This is a genomic window from Marinicauda algicola (assembly GCF_017161425.1).
Classification (GTDB): Bacteria; Pseudomonadota; Alphaproteobacteria; order Caulobacterales; family Maricaulaceae; genus Marinicauda; species Marinicauda algicola.
Map to the genome: position 1 here is coordinate 904,522 of NZ_CP071057.1, position 24,368 is coordinate 928,889.

Here is a 24,368-nt window from a genome sequence, read left to right on the forward strand (position 1 = left end):
CGGCTCCGGCCTAACTGCGGCAAGGCAGCGAGAGAGAAATCCCATGACCGAACCCCGCCTCGACCGGATCGAAGCCCATCTCGCCGAACAGGAGCGCGTGATCGAGGACCTGTCCGAGGCGCTGGCACTGCAGCAGAAGGATATCGAGCGGCTGAAGGCGCGGCTTCAGGCCTCGGACTCGCGCATCGCCGAGCTGGAAGCGGGGCTTCCCGGTCCGGCCAGCGAGAAGCCGCCGCATTATTAGTTAAGACGCGGAGCGTTCCTTGGCTCGCAACTGTGGGGCGACCCGTTGCGCTGCCAAGCACCTGAAAGCTCGGCCTGTCCCGGTGCCGCAATGCTCAACGCCCGGTCGGTAAGCGGTGTGATTGCCGACCGCGGCGGTAGGTTGGCAGGCAGCTGAATGTTTTTCGCGAGCCCCAGCCATGCAAGCACCCGGACGAAGTCGTAGCCCCAATCGATCTGACCCGGGTAGAGTCCGTGACGCGCCGAGGCCGGGAAAGCATGATGGTTGCAGTGCCAGCTCTCGCCCATTGTCGGAATTGCCAGCCAGGCGATGTTATAGCCCTGCACCGACGCGTCCTCGACAAACCAGTCCTGTTGCCCGTGCCGATGTGCGACGTGGGCGATGTACCAGTGCATGGTGAAGCAGACCGCAACCCGTACGACCACGCCCCACACCACCCAAGACCATCCGCCCAGCCAGAAGAGTAGGAGGGCGACCGGGATCTGGTGCAACATCCATGTCTTCTCCAGAAAGCGGTAGAAGGGATCGTCGCTGATACCGGGCCCGGCATCGAATTTCGGCGGCTTGTCAAAGATCAGCCGAAAGTTGAGGTAGTAGAAGCCGTCCGCCAATGCTGGCTTTCCATGTCGCAGGAACCAGTGGCAATTCTCCTGCCGTTGCGCCCAGTCGCGGATGTCGTGGAGGCCCACGGTCCACAATGGTCCGCCCATGCCCACCAAAACGCCAACATAGACCATCACCCGTTCGAGCCATTTGGGACAGTCGAAGGTGTGATGGATCAGGCGGCGGTGGAATCCGACCGAGTGGCCGACGCACAAGGTGAATCCGGACAGGACCAGGAAGACCGCGAAGGCGCTCCAGGTGAAGAAGAGCGGTCCCAGAACCATCGCCGCCAGGATGAAGGACATGTTCCAGATAGAACGGGGCGTGTCCCACACTAGCCGGCCGCTTCCTGCATCGGCTTCGTCGAGGCCGGAAAGCGAATTGACCTTGAAGGCCCCGCTGGCCGCTTCGCCTTGCGTTGCACTCACGGCGCGTCCTCCTCCTCGAGGTTTTTCAGCTTGCGTTCGGCGGCCAGCGCACGCGCCTCGGGGCAGAACGGGGTCAGGAAGGCATAAAGACTGTTTGCCAGGCTATCGGCCGCGATCGAGTAGATCACTTCCTGTCCGCGCTTCTGACGGTGCAGCAGTCCCGCATCGTGCAGGACCGAAATGTGCTTGGAAATCGACGGCATCGCCATGTCGAATTTGGCGGCGATTTCGCTCACCGTCATCGGTCCAGCGGCGAGGTGGTTGAGAATCCGCCGACGGGGCGTGGACGCCAGAGCTTTAAACGCCTTTTCCATTCATACTTTCCTAAATAGGAAAATATGAAAGCGCAACCCTTAAGCGATCTGGAAGCGAAAATCCGGTACCGCCCGCGTGCTCACGAGCGTGGAGTGCATGACGGCCCAACACTCCCCGCGGCTTCCCCCGCCGCGTCGCCACGCGCATCATCAGCAAGGTGCGGGGCGCAAACGGCCTCGTCGACGAGGTCCCGTCCAAGCGGCCAGGGCCCAATCCGCGGCGGAACCGCGAGGAGAACGGCCCCGACCGCGAACCCGGCCGGCGCGTGGCGCAGCAGGAAGAGCGCCGGTGCGGACGCGAAGCCACCACCTGCCGGAAAATCGCACCGCTTCCCCGTTGCACGCCCCGGCTGCCCATCGCCACGCGGGGCAGAGTCGCTCTAGACTGCGCGCGAGGTGAAGGAGGGCTTCATGGGCGTACTCATCGTCGGACTTGCGATCTTTCTCGGGGTGCACTCGATCCGTCTGGTGGGACTGCGCGGCGTCGTGGCGCGCGCGATGGGCGAGGGGATGTTCGCGATCCTCTACTCCATCCTCTCCGCGGTCGGGCTCGCGCTCATCGTCTACGGCCACATCCTCTCCCATCCCAGCGAGACGGTCTGGACCCCGCCGGCCTGGACGCGCACGCTGGCGCTGTTCGCGATTCCGGTCTCGCTCGTGCTGGTGGTCTCGGCCTACGTGCCGAGCCATATCCGCGCGATCGTGCGCCATCCCATGACGCTGGGCATACTCGTCTGGTCGGGCACGCACCTCCTGGCCAACGGCGAGCTTGCCAATATCGTCCTGTTCGGAAGCTTCGCGGTCTGGTCGCTCGTCACCCTGATCGAGGCCTATGTGCGCGGCGGCGAGTTCGAGAACCCGGGCACCTGGCGCGCGGACATGACGGCCGTGCTCGTCGGTCTCGCCTTCGCGGCCGGCCTCGCCTGGTTCCACATGCAGCTCTTCGGCGTCGCGGTGATCGGGTTTGCATCCGAAGCCCCGCCGCCCGGCATCTGACTGTTCGAGCGTCTGAAAAATCGGTTGGTCGGACGCGACGGCAAGAAGATGGAGACTCAAAATGGATGAAGGTTTGCTCGTGCCGCTCGGCCTGTTCGCGATGGTCGTCGCGATCGTCTGGCTGACGATGCATTTCGGATCGAAGAACCGCCGCGCGGTGCTCGATACTGTTCAGGAGGCCGCCAGGAGCGGCCAGCAGCTGACGCCGGAGACGATCCGCGCGCTCGGCATGCCCCGCAAGACCGGCGGCGGCGATCTGAAGGCCGGGGCGATCATGCTCGCGATCGCGCTGTCCTTCGTGGTTCTGGGATGGGCGATCGGCTCGGTCGAGCCGGGCGAGGCCGACGAGGTGTTCCCGATCATGACGGCGGTGGCCTCCTTCCCGGGATTCATCGGCCTGGTCCTGCTGGCGTTCGGCTGGTTCAATCGCGAGAAGCGGCGGGCCGAGTAGTGCCGCGAGCCGGGGGCGCATCGTGAAGGCATCGGACGAAGACCTTGTGGCCCTGGTCCTGGCGGCGCGCGATCGCGACGCGTTCGGCGAACTCGTGCGCCGCCACCAGGCCCTGGTCCGGGCGATGCTGATGCGCATGTGCCGCAACGCGGCCCTCGCCGACGATCTCGCCCAGGACGCGTTCATCAGGGCGTTCAACAAGATCGACGGATTCAAGGGCGATGGCAGTTTCAAGGCCTGGCTCTGCCGCATCGCCTACACCGAGTTCCTGATGCATGCGCGCAAGCAGCGCTCCGCGGCGCGCACCGCCGAGGCGCTGGCGCGCGAACCGGAGGAGACGGGCGCGCCGCCGGCCATGGCCGGCCAGTCGCTCGATCTCGACCGGGCGCTCGCGACGCTGAAGGAGGACGAGCGGGTCTGCGTGGTGTTGTGCTATGCCAACGGCCTGACCCATTCCGAAGCGGCGGAGATCACCGGCCTTCCGCTCGGCACGGTGAAGTCCCACGTCAATCGCGGGCGCGACAAGCTGAAGGCCTGGTTCGAGCATAGAGAGATGGCGGCATGAGCAAGACCCATCACGATCCCTTCGACGATCGCCTGAGCGCGATGTTCGACGAAGCGGCCCGGCCCTATCGCCATGCCGGCGAGGTCGAGCGCTTCACACGGGAGGTCACGGCGCGCCTGTCGCGTCCGGAGCGGTTTCGCGTCCTCGCGCTCGGTGCCGCGGGCGCGGCGGGAGCCCTGATCGCGGGCAGCCAGCTGCAGCGCCTTCTCGGTCCGCAGGCCGATGCCGCCGTCTCGATGTTCGCCCAGCTGCCCGGCGCCTCGCTCGCACCCGAGCTGCTCGTGAGCCTCATCATGGCCGCGATGGCGCTCGGCTTCGCCGCCGTGCTGCCGCGACGGTCCTCGCTCTAGCCTGCGCGCGGCCGGCGCGCATTTGTGCAGTTGCGAAATGGCGCTAAGGTGCGGGCGAATTTCCAGCCCCAGCCAAGGCCCGCCCCATGTCAGCCCAGTCGCAAAGCCCGGCCCAGCGCCAGACCCCGCCCTCGATCCGCGCCCGCAAGGGCGGCGAGCCGCTCGTCTGCCTCACGGCCTATGACGCGCCGACCGCGGCGCTGCTCGATCCCCATTGCGACCTGCTGCTGGTGGGCGATTCGCTCGGCATGGTCGTGCACGGGCTTCCCAACACGATCGGGGTGACGCTGGAGATGATGATCCTGCACGGCCGCGCGGTGATGCGCGGTTCGAGCCGGGCGCTGGTCGCCATCGACATGCCCTTCGGCAGCTACGAGAAGAGCCGCGAGCAGGCGTTCGAGAACGCGGCCCGCGTGCTCGCCGAGACCGGGGCGCAGGCGGTGAAGCTGGAGAGCGGGGTCTATGCCGGCGACACGATCCGTTTCCTCGCCGAACGCGGCATCCCGGTGATCGGCCATGTCGGTCTTCGCCCGCAGGCCGCGCTCGCCGATGGCGGGTTCAAGGCGAAGGGCAAGACCGAGGCCGAGCGCGCGCGCGTGCTCGATGAGGCCCGCGCCGCCGACGCGGCGGGCGCCTTCGCCATCGTGGTCGAGGGCGTCGCCCAGGATCTCGCCGAGGAAATCACCGACACGGTGAGCGCTCCGACCATCGGCATCGGCGCCTCGGCCCGGTGCGACGGGCAGATCCTCGTCACCAACGACATGCTCGGGCAGACCGGCCGCGTGCCGAAATTCGTCAGGAAATTCGCCGACATGCGCGCTCTCACCGAGGACGCGGTCAAGGCCTATGCCGAGGCGGTGCGCGCGCGCACCTTCCCCGGCGGCGATCATGTCTACGGCGCGAAGCGCGGTTGAGCAGCACGCCCGTATTGCCCGGCCCGTCCGGCGCGGCTAGGGTCGCGCCACGTTTGAGGTATTGAAGTTTCGGAGCGCCGATTTGGCCGACGTTTTCGACGAAGTCGAAGAAGAACTCCGCAAGGAACGCTATCAGGAGATCTTCCGTAAGTGGGGGCCGTGGGTGCTCGGCGCCGCGGTCGCCGTGATCGCCGGCGTGGCCGGCTATCAGTGGTACAGCGCGGCGCAGACGCGCTCTGCGGAGGCAGCAGGCGGGCGCATGCTCGAGGCGGCAGCGGCCTATGGCAATGGCGAACTGGCCACCGCGCAGGCGCACCTGGAAACCCTCGCTGCGGAGTCCCCTCGCGGGTACGAGACGCTGGCGCTCATGCAGCAGGGGGCCATCGCCCTCGAACAGGGTGAGCGCACGGAGGCCGCGCGCCTCTATTCCCAGGCCGCCTCGACCGCGCCGGACCGGCTCACGCGCGACGTCGCCCGCTACAAGGCCCTGCTGGTCGAGTTCGGGCAGCTCTCCTACGACGACGTCGTCCTGCGCGCCGAGCCGCTGATCGAGAATGGCGGCCCGCTCGCCCCGCTGGCACGCGAACTCATGGGCGCTGCCGCCCTTGAGGCGGAGCGCTGGGACGACGCAAGGCGCCATTACGAGCAGATCAGCTTCGCGCTCGACGCCCCGCCGGCCCTGCAGGCGCGCACCGCGGAGGCGCTCGCCCTGATCGAACAGCATGCGCCGCAGCGCGAGGGCGCGGCGGCGGGGACAGCGGACGAGACCGGGGCTGCCGAAGGCGCGCCGGCACAGGAGGGGAATTGATGGCATACGCGAGCCGCTATGGCCTTGTGGCGGCACTTGCCGTCTGCGCGCTCACCCTTTCGGGCTGCGGGGCGGGTGAACGCCTGCAGCGTCTGAACCCGTTCGCCGGGGAGGAAACCGACGATCCCGATGCGCCGGCCCAGTCCGAGCGCGTCTCGGTGCTCGCCTTCGAGCAGACGCTGGAGCACTCGCCGGATTTCGGCCAGCCCATCGACCTGCCCACGAGCTACGTCAACGACCGCTGGTCGCAGCCGGACGGCTATCCGAGCCATGCGATGCAGCACACCGGGGCGAGCGGCGACCTGAACCGGGTCTGGCGCACGCGCATCGGCGAGGGATCGGGCCACAGTCAGCGTCTCAATGCCCGCCCCGTGGTCCTCGACGGTGTGATCTACACCGTCGGCGGCGACGGACGGGTGGCTGCCCACGACGCCTCGAACGGCAACGAGATCTGGGCCCGCACGATCCGGCGGCGCACCGATGACGGCGACGGCGGCGGCTTCTTCGTGCCGATCCCGTTCATCGGGGGCGGCGATGCTTCGCCCGACCGGATGAGCTTCGGCGGCGGCATCGCGGTCGATGGCGGACGGGTCTATGTTCACCGGGGCGCCGAGTTCATCGCCGCGCTCGATGCCTCGACCGGCGAGGAAGTCTGGCGCCAGACCGCCTTCACGCCCTTCCACTCCGCACCGACGGTGACCGACGGGCGCGTGTTCGTCACGACCGACGACAACGAGCTGATGGCGATCGACGCGACGACCGGCGATGTGCTCTGGACCCATCGCGGCATTTCCGAGAGCGCGCGCCTGCTGACCGCGCCGAGCCCGGCCGTGTTCGGCGAGGTCGTGATCGTGCCCTACACCTCCGGCGAAATCGTCGCGCTGCGTGTCCAGAACGGCACCGTGCTCTGGTCGGATTCGCTCACCCGCGCCGGCGGGCTCACGCCGCTCTCCACGATCAACGACATTGCCGGCAGCCCGGTCGTGGTCAATGACCGCGTCTACGCGGCGAGCCATTCGGGACTTTTCGCGGCTTTCGACCTGCGCACCGGCGAGCGTGTCTGGACGCAGGAGATCGGCACGCTGCATACGCCGTGGGTGGCCGGCGACTTCCTCTTCATCGTCAGTACCGATGGCGAGGTCGTGGCGCTCGACCGCGAGAGCGGGCAGATCCGCTGGATCACGCCGCTGCAGGCGTTCCGCAATCCTGACAAGCGCCGGAACCGCATCGCCTGGGCGGGGCCGATCATGGCCGGAGGCCGGCTGGTGCTCGCCTCCTCGCGAGGCGAGCTCGTCCTGCTCGACGCCTCGACGGGAGAGCGCATCGGTGATCGCGACCTTGACGGACCGGTCTATGTGGCGCCGATCATCGCGGACGAGACGGTCTATGTCGTCACCGACGAAGGCCGGCTCTCCGCCTACCGCTAGAGCGTGGCCGAGGGTGAAATGGGCACCATTTCACCGGTTCGATCACGCATCCATAGATAAACCCGCAGCGGGAGCGCCTCGAAGCGAAGCGATCCCGCCGCGGAGCCTGTAAGGGCAGGGAAATCCATGACCAGACCGCCGACGATCGCGGTGGTCGGCCGGCCCAATGTCGGCAAGTCCACCCTCTTCAACCGCCTCGCGGGCAAGCCGCTCGCGATCGTCGACGATCGCCCGGGCGTCACCCGCGACCGGCGCGAGGCGCGCGGGCGCCTCGGCGATCTCGACCTGCGCCTGATCGACACGGCCGGCTACGAGGATGCCAAAGACGGTATCGAGGCCCGCATGCGCGCCCAGACCGAGGCGGCGCTGAAGCATGCCGATGTCTGCATCTTCCTGATTGACGGGCGCGAGGGCGTGACGGCGCTCGACGAACGCTTCGCCGCATTGCTGCGCAAGTCCGACAGGCCGGTGATCCTCGCGGTCAACAAGTGCGAGGGCAAGCAGGGCGATGCCGGCGCGCTCGAGGCATGGAATCTGGGACTCGGCGAGCCGGTGCCGATCTCGGCCGCGCACGGGGAGGGCATGGCCGATCTCTACCGCGCGGTGCTCGACGCGCTCGAGGATGCCGGAATCGCCGGGGAGGGCCCGGGCGAGGACCTGGTTCTCGATGACGAGGATCCCAATCTCGATGAGGAGGAGGACGACAACCCGCCCCTGCGCATCGCCGTCGTCGGCCGCCCGAACGTGGGCAAGTCGACGCTCGTGAACGCGCTGATCGGCGAGGAGCGTCTGATCACAGGCCCGGAGGCGGGCCTGACGCGCGACGCGATCGCGGTCGAATGGGAGTGGAACGGGCGCCGCGTGCGCCTGCACGACACGGCGGGCCTGCGCAAGCGCGGCAAGGTCGAGGACCGGCTGGAACGCATGAGCGCGGCCGACACGCTGCGCGCTATCAAGTTCGCCGAGGTGGTGCTGCTGCTCGTCGATGCCGAGCGCCCGTTCGAGAAGCAGGACCTGACCATTGCCAGCCGCGTCGCAGACGAGGGCCGCGGTCTCATCGTGCTCCTGTCGAAATGGGACACGGTGACCGACAAGCAGAAGACGCTTCAGGTGATGCGCGAGGAGTTCGAACGCCTCCTGCCCCAGGTCAAGGGTGCACCGCTATTGCCGGTCTCCGGCCTCACCGGACGCGGGCTCGACCAGATCATGCCGGCGGTCGACCAGCTGCACCGCAACTGGCGCGCCAAGGTGAAGACGCGCGACCTCAACGACTGGCTTAAGGAGATGACCCAGCGTCACCCCCCGCCCGCCGTCGACGGGCGCCGCGTCAAGCCGCGCTACATGGCCCAGACCAAGGGCCGCCCGCCGACCTTCGTCCTGATGTGCTCGCGCGCCGCCCACATGCCCGACAGCTACAAGCGCTATCTGATCAACGGCCTGCGCGAGGCCTTCGACCTTCCCGGCGTGCCGATCAGGCTGATCGTGAAGGGCGGCAAGAACCCGTACGCGAAGGACTGAAACGAATACGCCCCGGCGGATCGGCCGGGGCGCTCCGGTCTCGGATGGCGTTCGACCTTTAGCGCCCGAAGCGCACGATTTCCCCGTTGCGCGTCTCGCCCGGCAGAGCGAGTTCGACGAACAGCGGCGCGACCTCGTCGGGATGGGGCAGCGTCTCGGGATCCTCGCCGGGGGCGGCCTTGGCGCGCATGCGGGTGCGCGTCGGCCCCGGATCGAGCAGATTGGCGCGCATGTCGCTGTCGGCGAGTTCCTTCGCCCAGCTCTGCACCAGGTTGTCGAGCGCGGCCTTCGAGGCGCCGTAGGCGGCCCAGTAGATCTTCGCGCGCTGGCTGCCGACTCCGGATGTGACGAAGATCGCCCGCCCGGCGTCGGATTTCCTCAGCAGCGGTTCGAAGGCGCGGATGAAGCGCGCAGGCGCGATCGTGTTCACGCCCAGCACCTCGTTCCAGGTCTTCGCCGTGATCTGGTGGGCCGGAGTGATCTGGCCGAGCACGCCGGCATTGCAGACGAGTATGTCGAGCCTGCCCCAGCGGTTCGCGACGATCTCGGCGAGCTTCTCGATGCCTTCAGGATCCATCAGGTCGAGCGGAACGAGCGTGCACTGGCCGCCCGCCTCGCGGATCTCGTCGTCGAGCTGTTCCAGCCCGCCCGTTGTGCGGGCGGTGGCGATGATCTGCGCGCCCTCGGCGGCGAGCGCCTTGGCGGCGGCAAAGCCGAGGCCCCGCGAGGCCCCGGTCACGAGGGCCACGCGGCCATCCAGTCGTTTTTCGCTCATGCGTCCACCAGGAGGGAAAGTTGGTGATCCTTCGCCGAGATCGCGCGGTCGCGGTCGATCAGGCGCGTCGGGTATTCGCCGGTGAAGTAGTGATCGGCGAGCTGGGGCTGCGCGTCATTGCGCTTCTCGTTGCAGATCGCCCAGTAGAGGCCTTCCACCGAGAGGAAGCCGAGCGAGTCGCATTCCAGCATCTCGCGCATGCGTTCGGGATCGTGGCTCGCCGCCATCAGCTCCTCGCGCATCGGCATGTCGATGCCGTAGAAGTCCGGGTGCGTGATCGCCGGGCAGGCGGAGCGGAAATGGACTTCCTTGGCGCCAGCTTCGCGCACCATGCGCACGATCTTCTTCGAGGTCGTGCCGCGCACGATGGAATCGTCGACCAGCAGCACCCGCTTGCCTTTCAGCACGGCCGGGTTGGCGGCGTGCTTCCTGCGCACCGAGAGGTCGCGCTTGGCCTGCGTGGGCTGGATGAAGGTGCGGCCCACGAAGTGGGAGCGGATGATCCCGAGATCGAAGGGCTTGCCGATCTCCTCGGCATAGCCGAGCGCGCTCGTCATGCCGGAATCGGGCACGGGCACGACCACGTCGATGTCGGCCGGGGTCTCCTGGGCGAGGCGGATGCCCATGCGCTTCCTCGCCTCGTACACCGAGCGTCCGGCGATGAGGGAGTCGGGCCGGGCGAAATAGATGTACTCGAAGGCGCAGGGGCGCGGCTTCTGGTGGGGCGCGTAGCGCCGGCTCTCGATGCCGTTGTCCGACACGATGATCGCTTCGCCCGGCTCGACCTCGCGGATGAAGCGCGCCCCGATCATGTCGAGCGCGCAGGTCTCGCTGGCGAAGATCACCGCGCCGTCGAGCTCGCCCATGACGAGGGGCCGGATGCCCAGCGGGTCGCGCGCGCCGATCAGCTTGTCGTTGGTCAGCGCCACGAGCGCGAAGGCGCCCTCGATCTGGCGCAGCGCCTGCAGGAGGCGGTCGGCCGAATTGGTCTTCCGCGAGCGCGCGGCGAGCTGGATGATCACCTCGGTGTCCGAGGTCGACTGGAAGATCGCGCCGGAGGCCACGAGCTCCTCGCGGATCGCGCGGGCATTGGTCAGGTTGCCGTTGTGGGCGACCGCCACGCCGCCGCCCCTCACGTCGGCATAGAGCGGCTGGACGTTGCGGAGCGCGCCCGAGCCCGAGGTCGAATAGCGGTTGTGGCCGATGGCCATCGTGCCTTTCAGGCCCTGAAGCGTCTCCGGATCGGTGAAATGCTCCCCGACCAGGCCCAGGCGGCGCTCGGAATGGAAGCCGAGCCCGTCATAGCTGGTGATGCCGCACGCCTCCTGGCCGCGATGCTGCAGGGCGTGCAGGCCCAATGCGACGAGCACCGCCGCATCGTCGACGCCGCGTACGGCAAAGACGCCGCATTCCTCGACGGGCCTGTCCGTGGCCGCGTCGTAGGTGAGGGAGGGAAAATTCATCCGTTCGGGTCCTCGTTTGTGCGCTCGATAAGGCGACCGATGGGGTCGTCGTCAAGGTTCTCGCGCTGCTCGCCCGCAGTGCCGCCGGCCCAGGTTCCTTCCGGGGCGAGGGACTGCAGCAGGCGGGCGGTCGCTTCGGCGAGCGGATAGACCCGCGCCCCGCGCAGCCATTCGGGCTGGGCGCCGGGCAGGGTGTTCTTGAACACCAGCACGATGAGGCCGAGCAGGAGGATGCCGCGCACCACGCCGAAGACGAAGCCGAGCGTGCGGTCGATCGTGCTTACCTCCTCGCCCTCCTTCACGCTGCGCGACAGCGAGGAGGTCACGAAGGAGATGGCGAGATAGACGATGAGGAAGACGAGGGCCATCGCGATCAGGTTGGCGATCAGGGGCGACGCGATGAACTCGCGCGCCACCGCGCCCATCACGGGCTGGCTCCACAGCGCGGCGAGGGCGGCTCCCACGAAGGCGGTGATCGTCAGCGCCTCGCGCACGAAGCCGCGCATCAGCGCCATGACGCCGGAGACGAACAGCACCATCAGGGCGAAGAGGTCGAAGCCGGCGAGACCTTCCATGGTCGTTCCTCTGGTTCAGTGCGAATCCGGGTCGAGATGGCGCACCAGCGCCTGGACGGTCGAAAGACCGGTAACGGAAAGGGCGCCGCCCTCGCTGCCCGCCGGCGCGATCGCGCGCTTGAAGCCGAGCTTGGCGGCCTCCTTCAGGCGCGCCTCGGCGCGGCCGACCGGGCGCACGTCGCCGGACAGGGCGATCTCGCCGAACACCACGCCATCACCGGGCAGGGGGGTGTCGAAGTGTGAGGATACCAAGGCCGCCGCCACCGCAAGGTCTGCCGCCGGCTCGGAGATCTTCAGCCCGCCGGCGACGTTGAGATAAACGTCGCGCCCGCCGAAGCCAAGCCCGCATCGGGCCTCGAGCACGGCGAGCACCATGGCCAGGCGTCCCGAATCCCAGCCCACCACGGCGCGGCGCGGCGTGCCGAAGGCGGCCGGGGCCACGAGCGCCTGGATTTCGGTCAGCACCGGCCTCGACCCCTCCATGCCGGCGAACACCGCCGCGCCCGAGGCCGCTTCGCCCCGTCCGTCCAGGAACAGCGCGCTCGGATTGGCGACCTCCTGCAGCCCCTTGTCGGCCATCTCGAACACGCCGATCTCGTCGGTCGGCCCGAAGCGGTTCTTCACCGCCCGGAGGATCCGGAACTGGTGGGCCCGCTCGCCCTCGAAATAGAGCACTGTGTCGACCATGTGCTCCACGACGCGCGGGCCGGCGATCTGGCCTTCCTTGGTGACGTGACCGACGAGGATCACGGCCGTGTTGCGCTTCTTGGCGAAGCGCACGAGTTCCTGGGCGCAGGCGCGCACCTGGACGACCGTTCCCGGCGCCGCGGCGAGCTGGTCGCTCCACATCGTCTGGATGGAATCGATGACGGCGATGTCGGGCTTTTCCGCCTTCAGCCCGTCCAGGATCACTTCCAGCGAGGTCTCCGCCGCGAGCGCCACCGCCGCATCGGCGAGCCCCAGGCGCCTCGCGCGCCGGCGCACCTGGTCGGCCGCCTCCTCGCCGGAGACATAGACCGCCTTGGCGCCGCTCTTCGCAAGATTGGCCACGGCCTGCAGCAGCAGCGTCGACTTGCCGATCCCCGGATCGCCGCCGACCAGCACCGCCGAGCCCGGCACCAGCCCGCCGCCCGCGACCCGGTCGAACTCCGCGATGGCGGACTGCAGCCGCGGCGGGTCGTCCGTCGCGCTGCCGAGATCGACGAGTTCGAGGCGCGAGCGCCGGGTCGCTGCACGCTTCCTCACCCCCGCCTGGGCCGAGAGCGGGGCCTCGGCGCCGGTCTCCTCGACCAGCGAGTTCCAGCTGCCGCACGCATCGCAGCGCCCCGCCCACTTGGCATGGACCGCCCCGCAGGACTGGCAGACATGGACGGTGTCGGAACGGGGCAAGTCGGGCGTCCTCTTCGCACTCGTGCCGCACTATAGCGCCAAAGCGCGATTCGGGCTTCACCCGGCGCCCGTCTCTCGCACCCGCGCGCCTTCACGCCGGGCCGGGACGGGGCTATATCCAGCGCCCGGCACACGACCCGCACCTCCCCGCCATCCGGCGCGGGAGGAAAACGGCGTTCGTGCGTTCGTCTGTGAGTCAGCGGCCCGCGCACCGGCCAGAGCCCCGAGGAAGCCCGCCTTGAACGATCTCGACCGCATCGCCCGCGCCAGAGGCGGCCTGACCGTCTGCGGCGCGCCGGAAGGCTTCGACGCGCTCGTCTTCTGCGACGCCGCGCGGATGCGCGGCGGGGTCAGCCTGTTCATCTGCTCCGACGACGCGCGCGCGAGCGAGTTCGCGTCGGCCTGCGCCTTCTTCGCGCCCGACATCGCGCGTCTGCGCCTGCCGGCCTGGGACTGCCAGCCCTATGACCGCATCTCTCCGAGCCCGCGCACCGCGGCGCGCCGGGCTGGGGCGCTGCACCGCCTCGCCGAGCGCGCGCCGGACGACACGAGCGCGCTCATCGTCATCGCGACGATCAACGGCGTGATCCAGAAATGCGCCCCGCGCGAGGTCATGACCGGCGGCGGGATCCTTGCCAGATCCGGCGCCATGCTCGATGTCGAGGAGCTGAAGACCTATCTCACCCGCAACGGCTATACCCGCGCCACCACGGTGACCGAGCGCGGCGATTTCGCGATCCGCGGCGGGGTGGTGGACGTGTTTCCGGCCGATGCCGACGAGCCGATCCGGCTCGATTTCTTCGGCGACACGATCGAGAGCGTGCGCAGCTTCGATCCGGAGACCCAGCGCACCTCGAAGCAGCTCAAGCAGGCCCGCTTCACGCCGGTCAGCGAGATCCTCATCGACGAGGACAGCATTTCCCGCTTCCGCTCCGGCTTCCTGAAGCGGTTCGGCGGCGGGGTCTCGGGCGATCCGATCTATGACAGCGTCAGCGCCGGGGCGAGGCCGGTGGGCGCGGAGCACTGGCTGCCGCTCTTCCACCCCCGTCTCGATACCGTGTTCGACTATGTCGGGGAGGGGGCCCTGATCGGTCTCGACCCGCTCGTGAAGGACGCACGCGAGGAGCGTCTTGCGCAGATCGCGGACTATTACCAGGCCCGCGTCGATGCGCAGGAGAGCCGCGCCCCCGGTGCCCTCTCGGCCCCGGTCTATCGCGCGCTCGAACCCGATGCGCTCTACCTCACGCAGGCCGATTGGGACGCCGCGCTGGAAACCCGCGCGTGGCGCCGCTTCACGCCCTTCCACGAGACCTCCGGCGAGGCGGTGACCCTGACCGGCAAGCAGGGCCGCACCTTCGCGGCCGAGCGCCAGGCCGACCGCAACGTGTTCGAGGCGGCCAAGGATCACATCGTCAACCGCCGCAAGGCGGGAAAGCGCGTCCTGCTGGCGAGCTGGTCGGAAGGCGCGAGCGAGCGCCTCGGCGGCGTGCTCGCCGAGCATGGTCTGAAACCGATCGAGGCCGCGAAGGACTGGCACGAGGCGGCGAAGCTTTCCTCCAACACCGTCGTGCGCATCGTCCTGCCGCTCGAGCGCGGGTTCGAGAGCGAGGACTACTGCTTCGTCTCCGAGCAGGACATTCTCGGCGACCGCCTCGCGCGGCCGAAGAAGCGCCGCAAGTCCGCCGACGTCATCGCCGAGGCCGGCAGTCTCACGCCCGGCGATCTCGTCGTGCACGCCGATCACGGGCTCGGGCGCTATCTCGGCCTGAAGACCCTGACCGTGCAGGATGCGCCCCACGACTGCCTGGAACTGGAATATGCCGGCGGCTCCAAGCTGTTCCTGCCGGTGGAGAATATCGAGCTGCTCTCGCGCTACGGCTCGGACGTGGAGACCGCCCAGCTCGACAGGCTCGGCGGCGCGGCCTGGCAGGCGCGCAAGGCCAAGGCCAAGAAGCGCCTGCGCGACATGGCCAATGAACTGATCAAGATCGCCGCGCAGCGCAATGCGCGCGAGGCCGACGTGCTCGATCCCCCGGCCGGCATCTTCGACGAGTTCTGCGCCAAGTTCCCCTATGCCGAGACCGAAGACCAGCTCTCTGCCATCGAGGACGTGCTGGAGGATTTCTCCAAGGGCCGTCCGATGGACCGGCTCATCGTCGGCGATGTCGGCTTCGGCAAGACCGAGGTCGCCCTGCGCGCCGCCTTCGTGGCCGCGATGAGCGGCAAGCAGGTCGCCGTCGTCGCGCCGACCACGCTGCTCGCGCGCCAGCACGTCAACACCTTCACCGAGCGTTTCAAGGGCTGGCCAGTGCAGATCCGCCAGCTCTCGCGCATGGTCACACCCAAGCAGGCGAGCGCGACGAAGAAGGAGGTCGCCGACGGCACGTGCGACATCGTCATCGGGACCCACGCCATCCTCGCCAAGGGCGTCCGGTTCAAGGACCTCGGCCTTCTCATCGTCGACGAGGAGCAGCATTTCGGCGTGCGCCACAAGGAGCGCCTGAAGGAATTCCGCGCCGAGGTCCACGTGCTGACCCTGACCGCGACACCGATCCCGCGCACGCTCCAGCTCGCCATGAGCGGCATCCGCGATCTCTCCATCATCGCGACCCCGCCCGTCGACCGTCTCGCCGTGCGTACCTATGTCAGCCCGTTCGACCCGGTCACCGTGCGCGAGGCGCTGCTGCGCGAGCGCTATCGCGGCGGGCAGAGCTTCTTCGTCGTGCCGCGCATCGCCGATCTGGAAGACACCGCCGAATTCCTGCGCGAGCAGGTGCCCGAGGTGAGCTTCGTCACCGCCCACGGCCAGATGGCGGCCTCGAGTCTGGAAGACATCATGACCGCCTTCTACGAGGGCCGGTACGACGTGCTGCTGTCCACCACCATCGTGGAATCCGGCATCGACATCCCGACGGCGAACACGCTCATCGTCCACCGCGCCGACCGGTTCGGCCTGGCCCAGCTCTACCAGCTGCGCGGCCGGGTCGGGCGCTCCAAGGCACGCGCCTACGCCTATCTGACGACGCCGGCGCGCGAGAAGATCACCGAGGGCGCGACCAAGCGCCTGCAGGTCCTGCAATCGCTCGACAATCTGGGCGCGGGCTTCACCCTGGCCAGCCACGATCTCGATCTTCGCGGCGGCGGCAATCTCCTCGGCGAGGAGCAGTCCGGCCATATCCGCGATGTCGGGGTCGAGCTCTACCAGCAGATGCTCGAGGAGGCCGTCGCGAGCTTGCGCGGTGACCTCGCCGAGAACGAGAGCCGCGACTGGTCGCCCAACATCAATGTCGGCGCCGCCGTGCTCATCCCGGAGAGCTACGTGCCCGATCTCGACATGCGCCTGCAGCTCTACAAGCGCCTGTCCGGCATCGAGACCAAGGCCGAACGCGAGGGCTTCGCCGCCGAGCTCATCGACCGCTTCGGCAAGCTGCCCGAGGAAGTCGAGAGCCTCCTCGAGGTCGTGGCGATCAAGACCCTGTGCAAGCGCGCGGGCGTCGCCAAGCTCGACGCGGGTCCCAAGGGAGCCGTCGCCACCTTCCGCGACCACGCCTTTGCCGACCCTGCCGCGCTCGTCGATCTCATGACCCGGCGCCCCGGCGACTACAAGCTCCGCCCGGACAGCACCATGGTCCTCAGGGGCGAGTTCCCCGAGGTCAAGGACCGGCTGAAGGGCGTGCAGAAGCTGCTCGCCCCGCTGGCCGATGCGGCACAGAGGGCGAAGAGGGAGGCGGCTTAGGGGACCACCCCTGCCTCCCCTCGATGGGGAGGGAGGCCTCGCCGAAGGCGAGGTCGGGTGGGGTGTGATTACGGCAAGGACCGGTTGCCGGCGTCTTCACCCCCTCCGTCCGGATTCGCCGGACATCTCCCATCTAGGGGGAGGAGAGACCTCAGCTCGCCACCAGCCGCAGCCGCCCGGTATCCAGCTGGGCGAAGGCGCGCTCGTGCAGGGCGTCGGCGCTTTCCCCGGCGCGCCATTCCTCCACCGCGTGGCGGACCTCGACGCGGAACGGGCTGAGCGGGTCAACGCCCTCGTAGGCGGTGCATTCCGCGATCGCCGCGACGCGCGAGGCGACGTTTGCGGCCTCCTCGGCCGGCGTGCTCGGCAGGGCAAGGTAGAAGCGCGAGGCATCCAGGCGGACGGCGAGATCCTCCGCGCGCACGCAGTGGCGCAGCATGGAGGCGAACTGGTCGAGCGCATGCAGCGCGGTCGCCCCGTCCGGATCGCCGGCGGCCGGCGGCGTCGCGACCGAGAGCGCGACCAGGCACAGGCGCGAGCCGTGATCGGCGCTCGCCTGGACCAGCGAGCCGAGATGCGCGCGGCCGAATTCGGCGACGAACAGGTCAGAGCCCTCGTCGAGCAGGGCCGGCTGGCGGCAGGCTTCCAGCTGTGCCTTGGCGGCGCGCCGGCGCTGACGCTCGGTGGCCAGCGCCATGACCCGGGCGCGCAGTTCCGGCCCCTGCGCCTTGGCGGGCAGGATGTCGGACGCGCCGCGCGCGAAGGCCTCGTCGGCGCTGCCATAGACCTCGCTGCGGGTCAGCAGGAGCGCGGGCGTGTGATAGAGCCGGGTATTGCGCCGCATCGCCGAGCACACCGTGTGGGCGAGATCGGGATCGGGATGGGTGTTCAGCACCACCGCGTCGAAGGCGCGTTCGTGCAGGTAGTCGAAGGCGTTGAACGTGGAGAAGGCCGCGATGACCTCCGCGCCGGTTCCCGAAAGGGCGTGCTGCAGGCGCATGAAGGCGGGATCGGGCGCTCCGACATAGAGGATCGAGGACCGCGCCTTGCCAGCCTTGCCCGGCTGGATCGGTGCGCCGGCCAGCTGAGCGTCGCGCCGGCGCAGCGCGGCGACCTGTTCGATCACGGACAGGCGCAGCAGCGAGCGGGCGCGCGCCGCGATCTGGATCGGGTGGGCCGGAGGGCGAAGGATCGCGTCGGGCTTCGCCGGGCCGGGGTCGCCGACATGGACGTGGACGACGCCGGGATGGGAGACCTCGCTCGTCAGCGTGCCGAGCGTGACCACCGCGTCATAGGGCTGGGCGGCAAGCTCCTCGCCGACGCGTCCGAGGCTGCAATGACGGGTGCGGAATCCGAGCCCGGACAGATGTCCGCCGAGCTCGGCGACCGGATCGAGATCTCCGGCTATCAAGAGATCGGCGGCGCGTCCCATCATCCCCCGCGTGCCAGACCGGAGGCATTGTGTCCTTGATATTTGAGTGTCACAACCCGGCTTCCCTATTTTTTTGATCCCACCACGAATCATCCGGTACCGACATGAAAGCACAGGGGCCTTTGCGGGGCGTTAAAGTGGTCGAATTCGTCGGGCTCGGCCCGGCGCCCTTCGCGGCCATGCTGCTCTCCGATCTCGGCGCCGACGTGGTCCGCATCGACCGGCCCGGCGCCCAGGGCGGGGGGCCTTCCGAAGTCCTCGCGCGCGGACGCAGATCGCTCGGGGTGAACCTGAAAAAGCCCGAAGGCGTGGAGGCTTGTCTCAAACTTCTCGAGCAGGCCGATATCCTTCTCGAGGGCTATCGCCCGGGCGTCATGGAGCGGCTCGGCCTCGGGCCGGAAGTGGTGCTGAAACGCAATCCGGCCCTCGTCTACGGACGCATGACCGGCTGGGGCCAGCACGGCCCGCTCGCCCACGCGGCCGGCCACGACATCAACTACATCGCGCTCACCGGCGCGCTCCACGCCATCGGCACGAAGGACAAGCCCGTCCCGCCGCTCAACGTGGTGGGCGATTTCGGCGGCGGCTCGCTCTATCTCGTCTTCGGCGTGCTCGCCGCATTGCACCACGCCAAGCAGACCGGGGAAGGCCAGATCGTCGACGCCGCGATCGTGGACGGCACCGTCTCGCTGATGAGCGCGATCCACCAGCTCTCGGCCATGGGCATGTGGTCCGACGCGCGCGGGGAAAACCTGCTCGACGGCGGCGCGCCCTTCTACGGCTGCTACGAATGCGCCGACGGCAGGTTCGTCTCGATCGGCCCGCTGGAGCCGGAATTCTACCAGCTCCTGTTCGAAACGCTCGGGATCGCCGACGATCCTGCGGCGAAAAACCCCTACGATTCCAGAACCTGGCTGGAGCTCCGCACGCTTCTCGAAACGACCTTCCGGTCGAAGACGCGCGATGAGTGGTCGGAAATCCTGCAAGGCACCGACGCCTGCTTCGCTCCCGTCATGAGCCCCGCCGAAGCCCCGGACCATCCCCATCTCGCCGCGCGCGGCGCGTTCGAGACCGTGGAGGGCGTGACCCAGGCCGCCCCCGCGCCGCGCTTCTCCAAGACGCCCGGCAGGATCCAGGGTCCGGCCCCGAAGCCCGGCGCGGACAGCGAGGCGGTGCTCGCCGCCTGGGGCTTCTCGGCGGACGAGATCGAGGCACTCAGGAAGGCCGGCGCGATCGGCGCGGGCTAGGCGAGGCCGTCGAAGGCGGGCGCGTAGTCCACGCGGCCCGGCGCTGCGGGCAGGGCTTCGCCGTCGAGGGAAAGCGCCATCAGATAGCGACCGGCATAGGGTGACTCGAAGCCCGCCGCAGCCTCCGCGGAAAATCCGAACCTTGAATAATAGGCCGGATCGCCAAGCACGAAGACGCCGCGCCAGCCCCCCTCGCGCGCCCGGTCCAGCCCTGCCTCGATCAGGCGTGCTGCAATGGCGCGCCTGCGCCACGGCGCGGCCACGCTGACCGGCGCGAGGCCGAGGGCGGGGAAGGGCGCGCGCATCCGCGAGAACATGACGTGGCCGGCGACAGCGCCCTCGATCTCCGCGACGAGCGAGATGACCGCGTCGCCGTCATCCCGCAGGCGATCGACGAGGTCGGCCTCCGCCCCGGTCTCGAAACACGCGGCGTGCAGGCGGTGGACGGCGGGAAAATCGCTCGGAGTTTCAGGGCGCAGGATCATCGCCGGATTCCTGCGCCCTCGCGCCGCAGGAGGCAAGAGGGATCTGCCCGGCACGCGCGCATCCGTTCAGCCCCGGTTCAGCCAGGCGCGCACAAGCTGCTTTGCGAAAACGCCGGCAACTCTTATGTCAGTCCCTCGCGCAGCCGGTGTTTTCGTTTCGAGGCGTGCCTGCCTCGGGCGAGACGCCGGCCGCGATCCGCGGCCGGCGTCTTCGTTCCGGTGCCATGTCAGGCCATCCGTGCATGCACAAGTCCCTGGTCCAGAGAGTGCGCGCGCTGTCGTCGACCGCGATGGAGATCGGCCCGGTCGCCGTCACGGTGAAGGCGATCAACCGGATGATGGCGCGCGAGGTGATGCTGTTCGCCGGCGGCGCCAGCTTCTTCGCGCTGCTCGCCCTGATCCCGGCCGTCCTCGTCGGGGCCTCGATCTACGGCCTGATCTTCTCCGCCTCCGATGCGCTGAACCAGCTCTCCGCCCTGCAGGTGGCCGAGGTCCTTCCGCCTACGGCCTATGAATTCCTGCAGCGCCAGCTGGCCAATCTCACCGCCGCCCCGCGCCTTTCGCTGACGGTGCAGAGCCTCGTCGCCGTGGCGATCCTCCTGTTCGCCGCCGGGCGAGGGGCCAAGGCCCTGATCGCGGGGCTGAACCAGATCGCGCGCCGGGGCGATATCCGCAACATCCTGCACTTCAACCTTCTGGCCATGGGCGCGGTGCTCGCCGGGGGGATGCTCCTGGTCGGCGCGAACCTCCTGGTGCTGACCGTGCCGGCGATCCTGCGCCCGCTCGCCGAACTGCTCGGCTTCGAGCGGCCGGACTTCTCGCCCGTGTTCAACGAGTGGACGACGGCGGGCGGCACGATGGTGCTGGGTCTCGCCCTGCTCTACCGCTACCTCATGCAGCGCGCCGGGGAGACGAGCTGGAGGGCGAGCTTCACCGGGGCGGGGGTCGCGACGGGCGTGTGGCTGCTGATCTCCAAGGGGTTCACCCTTTATGTCTCCACCATCGTGAACCCCACGCTCTACGGCCCGCTCGGCGCGGTGGTCGTCTTCCTTCTGTGGATCTACTGGGCGAGCTACGCGGTCTTCTTCGGCGGCGCGCTCGCGGTGGAGATCGACCGCCGGGCCGGGCGCAATATCGGGGATTCCAGCGAAGCCTGACCCACAAAGCCTCTGGAATTCGCCAATGAGCGCGATATAACGGCGGCGAGCTTCGATCTTCAACGCACGTTGAAAACCTGTTCGGCGAGGGAGAGCCTTCCTTGAAGAAAGTCCATTCCGACGCGGCCGCCGCACTCGACGGCCTCCTGTTCGACGGCATGACCATCATGGCCGGCGGCTTCGGCCTGTGCGGCATCCCGGAAAATCTCATCACCGCGCTGCGCGACAGCGGGGTGAAGGATCTCACCGTGATCTCCAACAATGCCGGGGTGGACGATTTCGGCCTCGGCCTCCTGCTGCAGACCCGCCAGATCCGGAAGATGATCTCCTCCTACGTGGGCGAGAACAAGACGTTCGAGAAGCAGTATCTCTCCGGCGAGCTCGAGCTCGAGTTCAACCCCCAGGGCACGCTCGCCGAGCGCTGCCGGGCGGGCGGGGCCGGCATTCCCGGCTTCTACACCAAGACCGGCGTCGGCACGCTGGTCGCCGAGGGCAAGGAGCACAAGGAGTTCAACGGGGAAACCTACATCCTCGAGACCGGGCTCACCGCCGACCTCGCGCTCGTCAAGGCGTGGAAGGGCGATACCGAGGGCAATCTCGTCTATCGCAAGACCGCCCGGAACTTCAATCCGATGATGGCCATGGCCGGCAAGGTCACGGTCGCCGAGGTCGAGGAACTCGTGAAGCCGGGCGAACTCGATCCGGACTGCATCCACACCCCCGCCATCTTCGTGCAGCGCCTCATCAAGGGCGAGCACGAGAAGCGCATCGAACAGCGCACCGTGCGCGCGTAAGCGACAAGGAGACAGACATCATGGCCTGGACCCGCGAACAACTCGCCGAGCGCGCCGCCAGGGAGCTCGAAGACGGCTTCTACGTCAATCTGGGGATCGGCATCCCGACCCTCGTCGCCAACTACATCCCCGAGGACATGGACGTGACCCTGCAGTCGGAGAACGGCATGCTCGGCATGGGCCCGTTCCCGCGCGAGGACGAAGTCGATCCCGATCTCATCAATGCCGGCAAGCAGACCATCACCGAGCTGAAGAAGACGAGCTATTTCAGCTCCGCCGACAGCTTCGCCATGATCCGCGGCGGGCACATCAACCTGTCCATCCTGGGCGCGATGGAGGTCTCGGAAAAGGGCGACATCGCCAACTGGATGATCCCCGGAAAGATGGTCAAGGGCATGGGCGGGGCAATGGACCTCGTCGCCGGCGTGCAGCGCGTCGTCGTCATCATGGACCACACCAACAAGGCCGGCGAGAGCAAGCTCCTGAAGGAATGCACCCTGCCGCTGACCGGCAAGGGATGCGTGGACCGCGTCATCACCACGCTCGGCGTGTTCGACGTCGTCGAGGACGGCCTCCTGCTCACCGAACTCGCCCCCGGCGTGACGCTGGAGGACATCGAGAAATCCACCGAGGCGAAGTTCAAGGTCGCCGAGGGGGTAGGGTAGGCCACGGTCCGAACCTCGTCGTTCCGGAAGCCGCGAAGCGGCTCTCCGGAACCCGGGCGCCCCCTGAAGACATCATCCCCGGGTTCCGGCTTTCACCGGAATGACGCGAGGGAGCGGCGGGGACGGGGCAAGGCGCCTGCCCGCCGCCTAGCTCCTCACCTTCACATACTCGCCCGGCGCCGGGCAGATCGGCTTCAGCCTGCCACCGCCGGGCTCGCGCGCGTCGACCATCGTGTCGCTCTGGTCGAACAGCCAGGCGCGCCAGTGCGGCCACCAGGAGCCCGGATGCTCCTTGGCGCCGGCGAGCCACTCCTCGAGCGTGTCGGGCAGGGCCTCGTTGACCCAGTGCTGGTACTTCTTCGCGTCGGGATGGTTGACCACGCCCGCGATATGGCCTGATCCGGCCATCATGTACTGGGCCTTGCCGCCGAACAGCTTGACCGACCTGTAGACCGAGGCGGCCGGAGCGATGTGGTCCTCACGGCTCGCCTGCATGAAGACCGGGATCGTCACCTTGGACAGGTCGAGCCTGTGGCCGGCCATCTCCATCTCGCCGCGGGCGAGCCGGTTCTTCTTGTAGAAGTTTTCCAGGTAGGACAGGTGAAGCCGTTTCGGCATGCGCGTCTGGTCGGCGTTCCAGTACAGGAGGTCGAAGGCCTGTGGCTGACGCCCGAGCAGGTAGTTGTTGATCACGAAGGACCAGACGAGGTCGTTCGAGCGCAGCATGTTGAACGTGTCCGCCATGGTGCGCCCGTCCAGCACCCCGCCCTGGGCGTCCATCAGCCGGCCGATCTCCTTGAACCACTCGTCGTCGATGAAGACGAGCAGATCGCCCGCGAGCTCGAAATCGAGCTGGGCGGCGAAGAAGGTCGCGGACGCAATGCGCGTGTCGCCCTCGGCCGCCATCAGTGCGAGCGCGGTGCCGAGCATCGTGCCCCCGATGCAGTAGCCGACCGTGTCGATCTTCGTCTCGCCGGTGGCCTGCTCGACCTTTTCGAGCGCCGTGAAGAGACCTTTGCGGATATAGTCCTCGAAGCTCGCATCCTTCAGCTCCGGGCCCGGATTGACCCAGCTGATGAGGAAGACGGTGAACCCCTGTTCCACGAGCCAGGCGATCATCGAGCTCTTGGCGCGCATGTCGAGGATGTAGAACTTGTTGATCCAGGGCGGCGCGATGAGCAGGGGGCGCTTTCGCACCTTCTCCGTCGCGGGCGCGTACTGGATCAGCTCCATCACCTCGTTCCTGAAGATCACCTGGCCCGGCGTGGCGGCGAGGTCCTTGCCGACCTCGAAGCCCTCCATGTCGGTCTGCGACAGGGCGAGCCGGCCCTGGCCGCGTTCGAGATCGCGCACCAGGTTCATGAGGCCGCGCGTGAGGTTCTCCCCGCGCGTCTCGTAGGTCTCGCGGATCACCTCGGGGTTGGTCAGCGCGAAATTCGTCGGCGCCATCGCGTCGACGATCTGACGGGTCACGAACTCGGCCTTGCGCTTGGTGGCCTCGTCCACGCCCTTCACGCCGGAGACGAGACCCATCAGGAAGCGCTGATTGAGCAGGTAGCTCTGCTTGATCGCGTCGAAGACCGGATGCTCGCTCCACTCCTTCGCGCGCCAGCGCTTGTCGCCCTTCTCCGGCTCGACGGCGGGCTTGGCCTCCCCGCTCATGAGCCGGCCCATCGTGCCCGACCACAGATCCATGTAGCCGCGATAGAGATCGGCCTGTGACTGCATCAGCAGCTCGGGATCGGACAGGATGTTCTCCCACACCTGCAGCATCTCCGGCCCGGCATGCAGCGGATCGGCCTGCGGGAGCATGGACTGGTCGCCCTCCAGCGACTTCCTCATCACGTCGGAGAGCACCTTCTGGCTCTTCAGCGCCGATTGCATGAGATTGCGCGACAGCTCCTCGAGCCGCTTCACGTCCTCCACCGGGATCTCGGGCAGCGCGCCATAGGCGAAGGGCGAGGAGGCGATCTCCGCCCCCGGAGGCATCGCTCCGGTCTCGGGCGCCTCGGCTCTGGGCGAGACGGCGGCC

At 68.3% G+C, this 24,368-nt stretch carries 23 protein-coding genes; 14 read left to right on the plus strand and 9 right to left on the minus strand.

Annotation, left to right across the window (positions count from 1 at the left end; translation table 11 throughout):
• Positions 1-43: 43 nt before the first annotated feature.
• Positions 44-244, plus strand: a complete 201-nt coding sequence (locus tag JW792_RS04485; RefSeq protein WP_135996984.1) for a SlyX family protein — start codon at positions 44-46, stop codon at positions 242-244.
• On the opposite strand, the gene JW792_RS04490 is transcribed toward JW792_RS04485, so the two are convergent.
• Positions 241-1,275, minus strand: a complete 1,035-nt coding sequence (locus tag JW792_RS04490) for an acyl-CoA desaturase (protein WP_192900991.1) — start codon at positions 1,273-1,275, stop codon at positions 241-243. The genes JW792_RS04485 and JW792_RS04490 overlap by 4 nt on opposite strands.
• Positions 1,272-1,589, minus strand: a complete 318-nt coding sequence (locus JW792_RS04495) for an ArsR/SmtB family transcription factor (RefSeq protein ID WP_135996982.1) — start codon at positions 1,587-1,589, stop codon at positions 1,272-1,274. Before JW792_RS04495 ends, JW792_RS04490 begins: the two co-directional genes overlap by 4 nt.
• A gap of 411 nt (positions 1,590-2,000) precedes the next feature.
• On the opposite strand from JW792_RS04495, the gene JW792_RS04500 reads away from it, so the two are divergent.
• From JW792_RS04500 to der, 8 genes are all read left to right on the plus strand, one after another.
• Positions 2,001-2,585: an NnrU family protein gene (locus JW792_RS04500; protein WP_135996981.1), complete on the plus strand. Its 585-nt coding sequence runs from the start codon at positions 2,001-2,003 to the stop codon at positions 2,583-2,585.
• 61 nt (positions 2,586-2,646) lie between these two features.
• Positions 2,647-3,036 carry a DUF6249 domain-containing protein gene (locus JW792_RS04505; protein ID WP_135996979.1) on the plus strand — a complete coding sequence of 130 codons (390 nt, stop codon included), beginning with the start codon at positions 2,647-2,649 and terminating at the stop codon, positions 3,034-3,036.
• A 22-nt stretch (positions 3,037-3,058) separates the two neighbouring features.
• Positions 3,059-3,601, plus strand: a complete 543-nt coding sequence (locus tag JW792_RS04510) for an RNA polymerase sigma factor (RefSeq protein ID WP_135996977.1) — start codon at positions 3,059-3,061, stop codon at positions 3,599-3,601.
• Positions 3,598-3,951 (plus strand): hypothetical protein, encoded by a 354-nt coding sequence (locus JW792_RS04515; protein ID WP_135996975.1) that lies wholly within the window; start codon positions 3,598-3,600, stop codon positions 3,949-3,951. The genes JW792_RS04510 and JW792_RS04515 overlap by 4 nt, the downstream gene beginning before the upstream one ends.
• A gap of 86 nt (positions 3,952-4,037) precedes the next feature.
• Positions 4,038-4,865, plus strand: a complete 828-nt coding sequence (gene panB, locus JW792_RS04520) for a 3-methyl-2-oxobutanoate hydroxymethyltransferase (protein WP_135996973.1) — start codon at positions 4,038-4,040, stop codon at positions 4,863-4,865.
• An 82-nt stretch (positions 4,866-4,947) separates the two neighbouring features.
• On the plus strand, positions 4,948-5,673 hold the full coding sequence (locus tag JW792_RS04525) for a tetratricopeptide repeat protein (RefSeq protein ID WP_158291637.1): 726 nt from the start codon (positions 4,948-4,950) through the stop codon (positions 5,671-5,673).
• Complete coding sequence (locus JW792_RS04530; protein WP_135996969.1) at positions 5,673-7,100, plus strand: outer membrane protein assembly factor BamB family protein; 1,428 nt, start codon at positions 5,673-5,675, stop codon at positions 7,098-7,100. The genes JW792_RS04525 and JW792_RS04530 overlap by 1 nt, the downstream gene beginning before the upstream one ends.
• 126 nt (positions 7,101-7,226) lie before the next feature.
• Complete coding sequence (gene der / locus JW792_RS04535; protein ID WP_135996968.1) at positions 7,227-8,618, plus strand: ribosome biogenesis GTPase Der; 1,392 nt, start codon at positions 7,227-7,229, stop codon at positions 8,616-8,618.
• 58 nt (positions 8,619-8,676) lie between these two features.
• Here der and JW792_RS04540 read toward each other — a convergent pair whose 3' ends face one another.
• From JW792_RS04540 to radA, 4 genes are read right to left on the minus strand one after another with little or no spacing between them, the layout of a single operon-like run.
• Positions 8,677-9,393, minus strand: coding sequence for an SDR family NAD(P)-dependent oxidoreductase (locus JW792_RS04540; protein ID WP_135996966.1), 717 nt, complete (start codon positions 9,391-9,393; stop codon positions 8,677-8,679).
• Positions 9,390-10,856, minus strand: coding sequence for an amidophosphoribosyltransferase (purF, locus tag JW792_RS04545; protein WP_135996964.1), 1,467 nt, complete (start codon positions 10,854-10,856; stop codon positions 9,390-9,392). The genes JW792_RS04540 and purF overlap by 4 nt, the downstream gene beginning before the upstream one ends.
• Complete coding sequence (locus JW792_RS04550; RefSeq protein ID WP_135996962.1) at positions 10,853-11,431, minus strand: CvpA family protein; 579 nt, start codon at positions 11,429-11,431, stop codon at positions 10,853-10,855. Before JW792_RS04550 ends, purF begins: the two co-directional genes overlap by 4 nt.
• A 15-nt stretch (positions 11,432-11,446) precedes the next feature.
• Positions 11,447-12,820, minus strand: a complete 1,374-nt coding sequence (radA, locus tag JW792_RS04555) for a DNA repair protein RadA (RefSeq protein ID WP_135996960.1) — start codon at positions 12,818-12,820, stop codon at positions 11,447-11,449.
• A gap of 238 nt (positions 12,821-13,058) precedes the next feature.
• On the opposite strand from radA, the gene mfd reads away from it, so the two are divergent.
• Positions 13,059-16,556 (plus strand): transcription-repair coupling factor, encoded by a 3,498-nt coding sequence (gene mfd / locus JW792_RS04560; RefSeq protein ID WP_135996958.1) that lies wholly within the window; start codon positions 13,059-13,061, stop codon positions 16,554-16,556.
• 151 nt (positions 16,557-16,707) lie between these two features.
• Here the strand turns inward: mfd and JW792_RS04565 are convergent, their stop codons facing one another.
• Positions 16,708-17,991: a diguanylate cyclase domain-containing protein gene (locus JW792_RS04565; RefSeq protein WP_135996956.1), complete on the minus strand. Its 1,284-nt coding sequence runs from the start codon at positions 17,989-17,991 to the stop codon at positions 16,708-16,710.
• A gap of 101 nt (positions 17,992-18,092) precedes the next feature.
• On the opposite strand from JW792_RS04565, the gene JW792_RS04570 reads away from it, so the two are divergent.
• Positions 18,093-19,235 (plus strand): CaiB/BaiF CoA transferase family protein, encoded by a 1,143-nt coding sequence (locus JW792_RS04570; RefSeq protein WP_135996954.1) that lies wholly within the window; start codon positions 18,093-18,095, stop codon positions 19,233-19,235.
• Here the strand turns inward: JW792_RS04570 and JW792_RS04575 are convergent.
• Positions 19,232-19,720, minus strand: a complete 489-nt coding sequence (locus JW792_RS04575) for a GNAT family N-acetyltransferase (protein WP_135996952.1) — start codon at positions 19,718-19,720, stop codon at positions 19,232-19,234. The two genes, JW792_RS04570 and JW792_RS04575, sit on opposite strands and share 4 nt — an antisense overlap.
• A gap of 242 nt (positions 19,721-19,962) precedes the next feature.
• Here JW792_RS04575 and JW792_RS04580 point away from each other — a divergent pair, with 242 nt between their 5' ends.
• The 3 genes from JW792_RS04580 to JW792_RS04590 all read left to right on the plus strand — a co-directional run bounded on the left by JW792_RS04580 (position 19,963) and on the right by JW792_RS04590 (position 22,336).
• Positions 19,963-20,877: a YihY/virulence factor BrkB family protein gene (locus tag JW792_RS04580; RefSeq protein ID WP_135996950.1), complete on the plus strand. Its 915-nt coding sequence runs from the start codon at positions 19,963-19,965 to the stop codon at positions 20,875-20,877.
• A gap of 158 nt (positions 20,878-21,035) precedes the next feature.
• On the plus strand, positions 21,036-21,671 hold the full coding sequence (locus JW792_RS04585) for a CoA transferase subunit A (protein ID WP_241095109.1): 636 nt from the start codon (positions 21,036-21,038) through the stop codon (positions 21,669-21,671).
• Between the two features lie 20 nt (positions 21,672-21,691).
• Entirely contained in the window at positions 21,692-22,336 is a 645-nt protein-coding gene (locus JW792_RS04590) for a CoA transferase subunit B (protein WP_135996946.1), read from the plus strand.
• A gap of 147 nt (positions 22,337-22,483) precedes the next feature.
• Here the strand turns inward: JW792_RS04590 and JW792_RS04595 are convergent, their stop codons facing one another.
• Positions 22,484-24,325 carry a PHA/PHB synthase family protein gene (locus JW792_RS04595; RefSeq protein ID WP_206340899.1) on the minus strand — a complete coding sequence of 614 codons (1,842 nt, stop codon included), beginning with the start codon at positions 24,323-24,325 and terminating at the stop codon, positions 22,484-22,486.
• Between the last annotated feature and the right edge of the window lie 43 nt (positions 24,326-24,368).